The sequence below is a fragment of the Nocardia sp. NPDC050799 genome (genome assembly GCF_040654015.1).
Classification (GTDB): Bacteria; Actinomycetota; Actinomycetes; order Mycobacteriales; family Mycobacteriaceae; genus Nocardia.
In genome coordinates, this window is sequence record NZ_JBFAHF010000053.1 from 24287 (window position 1) to 35949 (window position 11663).

General features: G+C 65.3%; 13 protein-coding genes and 1 pseudogene. 8 read left to right on the forward strand and 6 right to left on the reverse strand.

All coding sequences use genetic code 11. The features are described 5' to 3' along the window. Nucleotides 1-112 precede the first annotated feature (112 nt). Genes AB0H42_RS33015 through AB0H42_RS33025 form a run of 3 tightly spaced genes read left to right on the forward strand, consistent with a single transcriptional unit; the run spans nucleotide 113 to nucleotide 2037 of the window. Entirely contained in the window at nucleotides 113-640 is a 528-nt protein-coding gene (locus AB0H42_RS33015; protein ID WP_357063097.1) for a hypothetical protein, read from the forward strand. A 33-nt stretch (nucleotides 641-673) separates the two neighbouring features. Further along, nucleotides 674-1498, forward strand: a complete 825-nt coding sequence (locus tag AB0H42_RS33020) for a DUF5753 domain-containing protein (RefSeq protein WP_357063098.1) — start codon at nucleotides 674-676, stop codon at nucleotides 1496-1498. Then, nucleotides 1495-2037 carry a hypothetical protein gene (locus tag AB0H42_RS33025; protein ID WP_357063099.1) on the forward strand — a complete coding sequence of 181 codons (543 nt, stop codon included), beginning with the start codon at nucleotides 1495-1497 and terminating at the stop codon, nucleotides 2035-2037. Before AB0H42_RS33020 ends, AB0H42_RS33025 begins: the two co-directional genes overlap by 4 nt. Before the next feature lie 182 nt (nucleotides 2038-2219). Here AB0H42_RS33025 and AB0H42_RS33030 read toward each other — a convergent pair whose 3' ends face one another. Next, nucleotides 2220-2705 (reverse strand): hypothetical protein, encoded by a 486-nt coding sequence (locus tag AB0H42_RS33030; protein WP_357063101.1) that lies wholly within the window; start codon nucleotides 2703-2705, stop codon nucleotides 2220-2222. A 1108-nt stretch (nucleotides 2706-3813) separates the two neighbouring features. On the opposite strand from AB0H42_RS33030, the gene AB0H42_RS33035 reads away from it, so the two are divergent. Both AB0H42_RS33035 and AB0H42_RS33040 read left to right on the forward strand, forming a co-directional pair. Beyond that, a complete protein-coding gene (locus tag AB0H42_RS33035; protein WP_357063102.1) occupies nucleotides 3814-4047 on the forward strand; it encodes a hypothetical protein in 234 nt (77 codons plus the stop codon). A 24-nt stretch (nucleotides 4048-4071) separates the two neighbouring features. Then, nucleotides 4072-4227: a hypothetical protein gene (locus AB0H42_RS33040; protein WP_357063103.1), complete on the forward strand. Its 156-nt coding sequence runs from the start codon at nucleotides 4072-4074 to the stop codon at nucleotides 4225-4227. A 331-nt stretch (nucleotides 4228-4558) separates the two neighbouring features. On the opposite strand, the gene AB0H42_RS33045 is transcribed toward AB0H42_RS33040, so the two are convergent. From AB0H42_RS33045 to AB0H42_RS33055, 3 genes are read right to left on the reverse strand one after another with little or no spacing between them, the layout of a single operon-like run. Next, a complete protein-coding gene (locus AB0H42_RS33045; RefSeq protein ID WP_357063105.1) occupies nucleotides 4559-5014 on the reverse strand; it encodes a hypothetical protein in 456 nt (151 codons plus the stop codon). Further along, nucleotides 5011-5574, reverse strand: coding sequence for a hypothetical protein (locus tag AB0H42_RS33050; RefSeq protein WP_357063106.1), 564 nt, complete (start codon nucleotides 5572-5574; stop codon nucleotides 5011-5013). Before AB0H42_RS33050 ends, AB0H42_RS33045 begins: the two co-directional genes overlap by 4 nt. 5 nt (nucleotides 5575-5579) lie before the next feature. Beyond that, nucleotides 5580-6452, reverse strand: coding sequence for a hypothetical protein (locus tag AB0H42_RS33055; protein ID WP_357063108.1), 873 nt, complete (start codon nucleotides 6450-6452; stop codon nucleotides 5580-5582). Between the two features lie 253 nt (nucleotides 6453-6705). On the opposite strand from AB0H42_RS33055, the gene AB0H42_RS33060 reads away from it, so the two are divergent. Both AB0H42_RS33060 and AB0H42_RS33065 read left to right on the forward strand, forming a co-directional pair. After that, the gene (locus AB0H42_RS33060; RefSeq protein ID WP_357063110.1) at nucleotides 6706-7560 is read left to right on the forward strand and encodes a helix-turn-helix transcriptional regulator; all 855 of its coding nucleotides are present in this window, start codon (nucleotides 6706-6708) and stop codon (nucleotides 7558-7560) included. Continuing rightward, on the forward strand, nucleotides 7557-7961 hold the full coding sequence (locus tag AB0H42_RS33065) for a DUF397 domain-containing protein (protein WP_357063112.1): 405 nt from the start codon (nucleotides 7557-7559) through the stop codon (nucleotides 7959-7961). Before AB0H42_RS33060 ends, AB0H42_RS33065 begins: the two co-directional genes overlap by 4 nt. Nucleotides 7962-7970: 9 nt before the next feature. On the opposite strand, the pseudogene glyS reads toward AB0H42_RS33065, so the two are convergent. Then, a pseudogene (gene glyS, locus AB0H42_RS33070) lies at nucleotides 7971-9985 on the reverse strand (glycine--tRNA ligase subunit beta). Nucleotides 9986-10087: 102 nt separating this feature from the next. After that, nucleotides 10088-10597 (reverse strand): ATP-binding protein, encoded by a 510-nt coding sequence (locus AB0H42_RS33075; protein ID WP_357063114.1) that lies wholly within the window; start codon nucleotides 10595-10597, stop codon nucleotides 10088-10090. A 410-nt stretch (nucleotides 10598-11007) separates the two neighbouring features. On the opposite strand from AB0H42_RS33075, the gene AB0H42_RS33080 reads away from it, so the two are divergent. Further along, nucleotides 11008-11445: a hypothetical protein gene (locus AB0H42_RS33080; RefSeq protein WP_357063116.1), complete on the forward strand. Its 438-nt coding sequence runs from the start codon at nucleotides 11008-11010 to the stop codon at nucleotides 11443-11445. The last annotated feature ends 218 nt before the right edge of the window (nucleotides 11446-11663 follow it).

Genomic DNA, 11663 nt, shown 5'->3' on the forward strand with positions numbered 1-11663 from the left:
CGGACCCGGACCCGGACCCGGACCCGGACCCCGATCCCGATCCCCCGAAACGGTGGCCTCCACACCTCGAGACTCCGGGGCCGACCCTTGCCGATTTTGAAAGAAGCGACCCGTGACGATTGCACGCCTTATCCGGTCCGTACCAGCGGTTGTGGCCGTCACCGCCGCGCTCACCGCGCTGGCCGGCACTCCCACACACCATCTACCCGCCGGTGACCGGCTCCAGTTCACCCACCACACGGCACCTCTCGCGACTCCAAGCTGCCCGCAAGTACGTACACCGGAACGGATTTCGGGAACCGGTCCGGGCGGCACCGTCGATGGCCCGGACGCGATCCTGGCCTTTCATCACGCCTATTACGCCCTACGGTCCGCCTCGGCGGCACGCGCGGTTGTGACCATTGACGCGCAGGTGCCCTCCGCGGCCGATATCCAAGCCGGGATCGACTCACTACCTGCCGATACTCGCTACTGCGTCCACGTGGCCCCCGCCCCGTACACCACAGCAGGGCAGCAGCGTTGGTGTGCCGAGCTGGCTCAGCAGTATCCCGGCGCACCCGAAACCATCCTCCGGCAAGCAGTCACTACCCGCACTGACGGTGACGGCCGGGCCCTGATCACCGCCATCACCACCCCATAGGCACCCGACCCTCCACGAAGGAGAACTACCGTCATGGCATCAGCTTCCTTGTCGCCTCCCGACCCGGAAATCCTGGCCTGGGACGATCACAGCTTGGCCGACCTGCAACAACGCACCCGCAGCACCGAAGCCGCGAGCCGGTTGTTGCGGGGGTATGAGCCCGACCGGATCCCGGTCCAGCTGCAAACCCGCGACTACGCCACCGCAGTCCTGCGCGTCTGCCAAGAGACCAGCGGCCGGCCGATGGACGAGCGTGATCTCGGACAGGCGGTGTCGGCGCGGATGGCCCGGCAAGCCGACTGGCGGGCACGCGGTGGGGAGGCGCATTTCCTGATCGGGGAGCAGGCCCTCTACACCACCGTCGGCAGCCCGCAGGTGATGGTCGCCCAGCTGGAAGCGTTGCAGGAGATTTTGGAGGAGCCCTACCCGATCGAGGTGTTCATCATTCCTCGCGGCGCCGTGTTCGTCGGCCCGGCGACGAACTTCCTCTTCTACGACGAAGCGAAAACCACCGTGGAAACCGCCACCTATCAGATCACCCTTACTGAACGGGCGGGTCTGGCCTGTTACGAGACGCTGTTCGAGCGGCTGGCCGCTCAAGCGAGCAGCTACCACGCGGGGTTGAACCTGGTCACCGCCGCACTCGGCCATCACCTGCGATCGGCGCCCAGTGACCGGGCCGCCAGCAGCGCTGACGCCGCAGCCGCGGGGATCGGCCCGCGCCAGATATCGCCCCTCGATGCCAGGGGGCTTCCGACTCGCGGGCGCGCCCCACTGTGCGATGGGAGTGCGGCCATACCGGCGGCAACCCGTTGCCCGACACTCCTCACCACACTCAAGACAGCGATGCTGCCATGACCGCACGAACATCTCATCCCCCACGCCCCACCTGCGCACTGCTGATCGCCGATAGAGGCGGCAGCCGTCCTATACGCACCGAATACGGTCCCTGTGACGCCCAGGCGATCGCATTGACCCGATCCGAGCAGGCGGCACGGGGTCCGCTTCCGCTCAGCGCGCTGACGCTACAACATACGCACCCAATCGTCATCGGACTGCTGCGCCCGGAGCTGCATGTTGTCCGCAATCGCGCCCTGGCGCAGACGATGCTCGAGGCAGAAGAGAGGGCGATCCGAGCCATCGCCGACCAACACCAGTGGCGAATGATCACTGTTCTGGGCCTACAACCGGAGACCAACGACACCGATCCGATCGAGCACCTCTTGGACCACGTACGCGACCGGCACGCTGACGTGGTGGTCGCCCCGAACCGCCAACATCTGACCGATCTGCGCGGACACGATCGCCTGGAAACGGTGCGCCGGCAATGCGGCGTCGCCACCACATCACCGCAATACCTGTGGCCCTGCACAGCTCCGACAAAGCCACTGCCATGACCACGAACTACAGCTGTTCGGCACGGCAGCATGGTTCGATCGGTGATCTGCGACGTCATTGATCGGTGAACGCTGGCGTCGGTGCCGGTCGGCCGATATCCGTATCGACGAATACTGACGCCGTGCTCTCTGTTGCAGTACGCCGACTCGTGTGTTCGAACCGGTTTCGCGCGCGGAGGGGATCAGTCGAGCTCCGGATCTGCCAGCAGCACGACCCGGTCGGCGGCCGGGTCGAAACCCAGCACCGGGTAACCGTAGTCGCCCTCCGCGCTCATGGACACCGGCTTGCCCAACCACCGGCCGACCGTGCACAGGAAATCACACAGGGTGTCCACCCCCGCCTGACCCTGCAACTGGCGAAGGTCGACATCGAAATCGATCTCCGTGGTCGACAAGGGCCAGAAGATCACCAACACATCCGAGACAGGCCAGACACGCAGCCTGACCATCTCCGAATCGGCAGGGCGCGACAGAACCTCCACGGCAGACGGCAGCCGCCGCTCGACATCACCCTCCAAGTACTCCCATGCCCACCCCTTCGACCGGACCAGATCGAACACCGCCTGCCAGTCCTCGACCGAGGTGCCCGACACGCATACATCCGGCAGCGCACCCATCAGGTCGGGATCGAAGAAGTTCTTGACCTCACTCCACAACAGATCCGGCACCCTGCCATGCTGCCAGGCCGGCTCGGCCGAGCGCAGCCCGATTTCGTGGCTCCGCACAAGGTGAACGCTGCTGAAGTCCGACCCCAGTGACGTCAATTTTCACCGTCACGACAACGTCGCACGGCCCCTGTACGACGTCGGAATTCGCCGAGGAACGATCTCGGAATTCGCCGGCACAACCAGCAGCACCACCCTCGAACCCGGACAAGGCAGCGGTGAGCACGATGTCCGTATGGGAGATGGTGTGGACAACCGCCGTGATTCTCGCGGCGATCGGCCCCGTGCTCGCCGCCATGGCATCAGCCACGACAGCCGGACCACGCGCGGGCACAAATGCCGAATCGACGGCCGCTCCATACCAAGCCGTGCTGCCGCTGATTGTGAGCCACAGCGCCCCAGAGCAGGCATTGACACTCCCGGAGGCATGGCGCGAGGCCGGCATGCACCGAACGTGTAACCGCGACAATTGCCCTCGGAAGTCAGCTGCGTATCGGATATTGGTGGCGGCCGGCAAAATCCGGCCTGCACGAAAGACATGGCTGTGACGTCTCGACTCAACCATCAATAAGACGGCTCGCCACAACCATCGCCGTCGCAAGCTCGACGTGCCAGGCGGCCGAGCTGCCGGCGGTCGATCCGTTCTCGCGAAGACCGCGGCATCATCGACTTCCGGTCTGCTGAACGGTTCAGTCCGCGACACCTTTCAGAGCCACTGACCTCGCACAGTGCAGGTCAGTAAGGACCTGTTCCCAGGGCCGATTTTCGTGCCCCGAGTATCGGCCTCCAGGGGGCAGGCCCGCATTTACCACCCACCTCGTCGGTTATTGCCGACGAGGTGGGTGGTCAACCCGGTCAGTCGTACAGTCACCGGAAGCGCGCCAGGAAGCTCGCGCCGACCAATTTCATGAAGCCGGGCACCTACCGCACCGACCCACGCATCGCTCGGCACCCGCGAAATGGATGATCCTGCCCATCAGGCAGCAATCGCGTGAATTCCGCCATCCGCCAATCGGTCACTGACCAGCCGTGCACAAGCACGCACGATCTGGTCCCCGGCCGCCTTCGCCGCGGATACGGTGTTTTGGCGTTCAACGGGGGCGGGGCGGCCATGGACCACGCCTGGGTGCGCGCCGACCGGCTGTTGGTGCCACGGGGCGGTTTCCTCGGTGAGAATTGGGCCACGATCAGCGCCGATGGCGAGTTCCGCTGCGACGAAACCGATGTATGGCAACGTTGCCACCGCTCCATCAGCCCGCTGATCGGTGGCCGCCTCGACTTGTCGACTGCCAACATCGCTGCTGCCCGCGCCGGGGCCGCCGGTCTGATCGATTTCAGTAGGTAACGGCCCCGCAGTCACAGTGACGTTTTGCAACGTGACCTTGTCACCTCCGCCGCCCACGCCTACGCGGGCAGTGTGCTGGGCCGGATGATCCGCGACCTGTCCACCGATCCCGACCAGCAGGACCGGTTGCCGTTGTGGATGACGGTGGTCAAACCGATCCTGACCACAATCGCGGAATAGTCGCTGCGCACGTGTAGTGCTCGCGCGGGCTTTCAAGTGCAGCTGCTGTGCAACTACTACCCCGACTGGAACGCCAACCCCACCGGCTCCAAGACCGCCGAAGGCATCACCGACGTATTGGAGAAGGCCGCTGGTCGCACCTACCTGACGCTATCGACACTCAAGTTGCCTGACACCCCCCACCATGTGGCCGTGGTGGCTCGACATGATCATGACCCGCGAAACCACCCTGGCCACCGACCTCTACACCGCCACCGGACTCGAACGGACCGGCGAAGAGTACGGACCGGAGCGGATACGATCTGTGCCCGGGCCCTACGCGTGCGTGCGATCACGAGATGCCCACCGCGGATTTCGTCATCGCTTCGGCCTTCTCCAGTGCGATATCGACCACCACCTCGCTCGCCAACCGGTGGGGTCCAGTTGGCTCGACGTGCCAGGTACGACCCGGATACCCTGGGGTCGGCAACGAGATTTCCGCCCCGTAGCCGGATTGCTTGGCGTGGTGCGGGAACAGCGGATCGAACAGCGGCGAGGCAGTTGGGCGCTGCGTGAGGAACCTCCACGAAGACGACTTCTCGTCGACGATAACCGGTGTGGACAGGCCCTGACGTGCCAGCTCGTCCGCCACCACTTCACCCAATTCGGCAGGCAGACGGATACAGCCGACGTCGCCGACGTGCACAACGATGCGTCCGTGATCGGTGACCTGGGCATCGATCCCGTATTCGGTGCGGTAGATCGCGACGCAGGTGGAGAGGTCAGTGGGTAGCACGGAGGTGCTCATGTGTTCTTGCCTCCAGAACGGGTGTCAGCAGTTGATTCACGCGGAGTTGTTGGTAGGGCGGGGTTGGTCACGCCGGCCCACCCGAGACCGGGCCAGGATTTCGGCAGGATGATCAGACCGTTGAGTACGAGGCGGATCAGTCCTGCATAGCCCTGGTGCATTTCGGCCAGGTGGTCCCAAGCGCGGTGGCGCTCCACCTCATCGACGTCGTGGTGCAGGGTCCAATGCGCGCACGCCCACGCTTCGGCGACACGGGCCACGACGCCGCCGACCGAGTCGGTGCCGGGGGTGACACCGCCCAGAGGTCGGGGTAACAGCCCATGGATCCAGGCGTCGACGGCGCTGATCCGCTGCCCGATCTGTGTGTGCAGGGTGCGGGCCTGGTGTGGTGGCGCGTCGATCCATCTCAGGTAGAGGGCGGCCAGTTCTCTGGCGTAGACCGCCATCGGTGAATGGGTTTCGGTGTGCCCCTGGACCGCTGCCATCAGTGCCTCCGGCGGTAGGAACGGCGCACAGTCGTCGCCGCTGCTGATCAGGACTGTTGTTGCGTGAGGGCCCATCGCGATCACCGTCGGGGCTGTGTGGGCTGTGCCATGGTGGGCTGCCGCGTGTCGGGTAGGGGGAGAAGGCACCGGGTGAGGGTGCCGCCGGTGTCGCTGCGCCACCGGTGCGGGGTGGCTCCGGTCCGCGCGCAGATCCGCTGGATGCCGTCACCGATCGAGGCGCCCGAGTGGTCCCGGGTCTCGACCACGTCGATGACGACCGTGGTGGTTTCCGGCGGGCACAGCACCTGGATGTGCAGCTGATCGGGGTCACCGGGAGTGCGTGCCGAGGCCTGGATGGCCTCGGCGACCATCTCGGTGAGAAGCGCGTCGACCATGGTGGCGACATCGGCGAGCCCGGCGCGTTGCAGGCGTTGCCGGACTCGCAGAGACACGATGTCCTGCGCCAGGGCGGCGGCGGGTACATCGACTGCGGCGATGACCCCGCGGCCATCTGCAGGGCGTGCATCGAGGTGAACCACTTGCACCTGCGGCGCCAGGCGTGAAATCAGGCGTTGGATCAGTGTTTTGGGGACTCCGAGGCCGTCGAGGTGGTCCGGGGAGGGCATGAGCAAGTATCCGGCATCGGGGTGAGTCAAGGCATCCAGCAGCGACCACAGTGCGGAGGTCGGTGGCGGAGCTGTTAGGAGTGCGTGCAGATCGGTCCCGGACTCTTCGGCGAAGCGCTCCAGGTCCGCGGCGACGGTGCCGCCGTGGGCGTGATCGAATGCCGACACCAGCGCCCACAGTTCGCCGACCGGGGAAGGCTCCTGGGCATATACCCGGCCCCAGACCGAGCCGCCCAAGGCGCGGGCGGACTCCTCCAGCTCCTCGACGATGGTGCGCGGAGAGGCGTTTATCAGTCCGGGTTGCACGTACGCATACATCGCGGACATCACGGCCCTACCTCCCACTGTGCTGCGAGGTTCATGTGGCATCACCCCTGCCTCGGCCGCAGAACCGCTCTGCGGCGGAAATGTCGATCGGCTGGGCCGGGTGGCCGGTGACGACCGACACAAGCAAGGTAATGCAGCAATAATTGCTGCGTCAAGACTCAAATGTCATTGCAGCAAGTCACGTAGCATCGGTTACAGGTGAAGAAGCGGCATCGGACTACGCTCCGCGACGCCTATGAGGGAGGATCTGGGTATGGCACGGACATCGCCCACGGTTGCGAAGTGGGAGCTCAAGCTCCGACTCGGCCGGCTGCGCCGCGAGTCCCAACTCGACGACGCCGAGGTGATCAAAGCTGTCGGCATCTCCCAGCCCTACTGGTCGCAAGTGGTCAACGGCTCCCGCATCCTCACCGAGGACAAACTGCGGGCGCTGGCCCGGACCTATGGCTGCGATCCCGACGAGCAGGACGAACTGGTCGCGATCCGAGAGATCGCCACCAAAGGCCGCGGCTGGTGGACGAAGTACCCGGCGCTGATCACACCGGAGATGCAGCGACTCTACGGACTCGAACACGGCGCCCATGCGATCCGCTGCTACAACTGCCTGCTCATCCCCGGGTTACTGCAAGCGGAGGGATACGCGCGCACCATCATCGGCGCATCCACCATGATCCGTCCGTTCGAGGTCGATCAGCATGTTTCCGTCCGGATGCAACGCCAGACCAGGCTCACCGGCGACGACCCGCTCCACGTGACCGCAATCTTCAGCCAGGCCGCTCTCATGCAGGAAACCGGCGGCCCCGACGTTCTCCAGGAGCAACTCCGCCACCTGGTATCGCTGATCGAGGAGCACCCGGACACAATCGAGATCCGGATCATCCCGTTCACCGCCTCCGAGGGCACTGCCCTCGGAGGATCCACTTTCCACCTGCTCGATTTCGACAGCCCGCAGCTACCGACACTGGGATGGTCCGAGACACCGACACACGCCGATGTCGTCGAGGACGAATCCGAGGTCAACAGTCTGATCTACGCCTACGGGCACGCTCTGACACAAACGCTGAGCGCTGACGAATCACAAGCGATGATCAAGGAACACCTACGTTGAGCGACACACAGCCCAGGCACTCCACCCGCAGCAGCACCACCCAGCCACGCGGCTGGCGCAAATCCACCTACTCCGACCACGGTGCCGCCTGCGTCGAAGCCAACACCGACGCCGACCCCGTGCGCGTCCGCGACACCAAATACACCGGGCCCGCCGACCAACGACCGGTCATCGCTGTACCCGCTAGCGCCTGGCCCACATTCCTCACCGCTGCACTCGGCGAGTGCTCCGGCGACCACGACACCCGTGTGCCGGCAATCGAACACCACGAGCCCACCGGCCAAACCTCGCTCACTGACGCAGCGGGCACTGTGCTCACCTTCACCAGAGACGAATGGGACGCATTTCTCAGCGCCGTGGGCGATGGAGAATTCTCCCTGCCGACTCCAACCTCTGTGTAAGCCAGAAACTCATGGCGGAATCTCTGAACGTCTGACGATGACATCGGGGTCCGCCATGGTCCCGACCGCTTGCACGGCAGGCGAGCCGACGAGCGTTACCCTTCCTGCTTCTGTAGAAGCTGGTGGACTTCTCCAGTCGACTCCGGATGGGGCTTTCGCCAGGATCGTGGCCAGTAGTCCCAGCCGTGCGGTGCGGTCGGCGGGGTCGTCGGCCATGACCAGGACGTCGTCGAAGAAAGCGGCGAGTGGTTCGATCAGGGTATGGCCGTGGCGGGCCCATTCGGTCAGCGGCCTGCCGTCGGCGGCGGGTACGGATCCCATTGTGGTCAGGAGTTGCTGCTCGGCGGGGCCGGTGAGCCTGGCGGGGTCGTAGGTGGTGGATGCGGTGGGAGGAATGATCCGCATGATCCGTTGCAGCCCTTCCGCGAGATTGGCGAATCGGTCGTCTGCGCTGGCTTCGCTGATCTGGCCGATCAACGTGTCCGCCCGATGTGGGGCCTCGGCGGAAGGTCGAACTGCGGCGATGACTCCCGGATCGACTGCTTCGTCGCGGAGCCGCTGCTCGTAGCGGGTGGTGATGAGTTCCTCGGCGGTCGACAGGACTGTGGGGTCGACGGTGAGGCCCTGGCCGCGGAGTTGGTCGGCGACGACTGCGAGACCGACGGGGATGGTGATGTCGTCGAGTTCGGGGTGGCTGCGCAGGATTGCCAGGATTCCGGCCGCCGCGCGGCGCAGGCCGTAGGGGGCAGCACCGCCGGTGAGTTTGGCGCCGACGGCGAGCATCGCGACCAGGAGGTCGAAGCGGTCGGCCAACGCCAGCAGCGCACCGGGCCGGGTAGTCGGCAGGTCGTCCCCGGAGGAGCGGGGCAGCTCCATTTCCCACAGGGCCATGGCCACTGGTTCGGGTTCGCCGGCCTTGGTCGCGTATTCGCGGGCCATAGTGCCTGCGAGGGACGTCATTTCGATCACCATCTGGGTGGCGAGGTCGAATTTCGCGAGGGCACCAGCGCGGGTCAAGGTGGCCGCGTCAGCAGCAGGGAGGCCGATGCGGGTGCCGAGCATGGTGGCGGCTGCGGCAATGCGGCCTGCGCGGTCGGCCATGGTGCCGGCCTTCTCGTGGAACATGAGCGCCGCGAGCCGGGCCCGGAATTCGTCTGGGGTGATGGTCAGGTCGGCGCTCCAGAAGAATGCGGCGTCCTCGAAGCGGGCGCGGAGCACGCTTTCGTTGCCGCCGCGGACGACGTCGGGGTCGCAGTCGCCGTTGGCCATCGTCACGAATACAGGCAGCAGGTCACCGGTGCCGGATTGGACGGGGAGGTAGCGCTGATGCTTGCGCATCACGGTGATCAGGATCTGTTCTGGCAGGTCAAGGTATTTCGGGTCGAAATGGCCGAGGATGCCGGTCGGGGATTCGACGAGGTTGGTGATCTCGTCGATCAGGTCGGCGTCGCCGTCGAGGTCGAGGTCGATCCTGCCGTTCTCGGCCTCGGCGAGCGCGGTGGCCGAGGATACGACGCGTGCTCGGCGCTCGACCGGGTCGACGACGATTCCCTCGGCCTCGAGTACTGGGCGATAGTGGTCGGCGGCGGGGATGTCGAGTGTCGGTGTGGTTGAGTGGCGGTGGCCTCGGGTGCTGCGTCCTGCCGTCAATGTGCCGGCGGTGATCGGGATGACCTGGTCGCCGAGCAGTGCGGTGAGCCAGCGGATCGGCGGGAGAAACTCAATTCCGGATCACGCCAGCGCATGTTCTTTTCCGCCCGCAACGTTATGGTGAGCTGGGACAGGACGTCGGTGAGCACCACCGCCGCCGACCGGCCGGCGCGGGTGGTCTTGACCGCGACGTGCTCGGCACCGCCGACTTCGATGCGCCGCAGATCATCGGCCGAGACAGCCTGCGAACGCAGGAATCCAGCGAGCGCCGGGGTGGGGTTGCCGTCGGTGTCGTAGGCGGCGGCGACTTTCGGGCCTCGACGCACATTCGTCGATGATGGCCAGCGGGCAGGTGGCCGAGAACAAGGTCGCATACGCCCAGTAGTCCGACCATGTGCGCGGTGCGACGAATGGTGCTCCGGTTCCCATCAGGTCGATCACCTCGCCGATCCGAGGGATCGACAGCGCTTCGATCTTCACTCCAGCACGGTGGTCGGGTCGCCGCCGGTGTAGACGACGGCGTGTTCGTCGGGGTCTGGTGGGTCGAAGCGTGCGAAGAAGTCGTCGAGCGCTTCGGGGGTGACGGTGAGTGCGTTGGCGTCTTCGCGTTGGTTGCGTTCGGTGAGGTGGCGCAGCAGTTCGGTCTTGTCGACCGGCAGGTACACGAGCCGGGTTGTGCGACCGGCGTTCTCGATGACCGTGCGCCAGGCGTCGCGGTCTTTGCGCAGCCAGAGTCCGTGATCGAGGACCACGCTGGTGCCGTCGGTGAGGTGTTGGATGACCTGATTGCGGATATCGTCGACGACCGGGGTTTCGCGGTCGAAGTATTCGTGTTCGGGGTAGTCGATGCCGTAGCGGCCGTGTCGGCGGTGGACTTCTTCGTCGACCGACAGCCGGGTCAGGCCGTGTTCGGCCAGGGCCGTAGCCAGCACGGTCTTGCCGGATCCGGTGATGCCGCACAGCAGCACCGCCAGGGGTTTGTTCACGCCTTACTCCTTGTTCGTTGTTGCTGGTGGCCGCCATCCAGTGACGATCCGACGAGCCTCACCGGCCCATCTGGCCGGCAACTGGTGCAGGCTCACGGGCCGGTAGCCGGGCGTGGGTCAGTCAATCGAGGCGGCCTCTGTGGCGGTTGACGTGGTGCAACATCGCCCGGCTTCCGAGCGCACCGCGGGGGTAAGTTCCGATCGGCGGCGGCCGGGATCGGACGCCCGCTACGCACATCGCAATCGGCGTTTCGCTCACCACGCCCGAGTGCTGATGCTACTGTCCGCACCATCCTGATCGACCCAGTGGATCCGGAGAACTCATCGCTGGTATTCGCCGTGCCGGATGCCACTGCAATATATGCTTGTTGGCTATGGGTTCTCGGTATGGTAAGCGTCACCGTGGTCGTATGGATCCTGCGGCGGTCGAGCGTGTGACCGCGACTGCGCGGGTCCAGCCGGAGTCGTCGACCGCGATAACCGGATTCGGCGACCGGGCGATCGGCGGACTGTATCCGGTTGTGCCGGCGTGGATTCAGTGGTTGTCCGAGCGCAATGAGGCAACGGCTGGCTGGGTGTATCAACTGTGCTATCCACCGATCGACGCGGAAGGGCGGATCGTGGGCGGATTGACACCGGAGAAGTTCTGGACCCGGGATCGGATGTACTGGGCGGAGAAGCAAGCACGGACAGTGTTGCGGGCGCGCCGGTTCCACGGCCGCGGGGTCGTGTTCGCTCACGCCCCTGAACTCGAGGACGATGACGCGTTTTACGCCGCGTTCGCCGAGGACCGCGAATGGGATGGGCACTGGTACTCACGCGACCCGATCGGTGCTGCGGGCTGGTAGACCGGGAAGGAATCGGTTTGGGTGCGTCGTCGCTGCTCTCTATCCTTGGCGAATGCCGGTCACGGGGTTGGAGTCCGCAAGACTGAAGTTGCAGCGCGCGCACACCCATCTGATAGCTCTGAACTAGTGTCCCGCGCCGGGAATTAGTTTTCTAATTTGGGTTTGTACCGGTGTGTCGGCGTGCTGGTTCGCCTCGGTGTGGTCATGCTGGTGGTTGT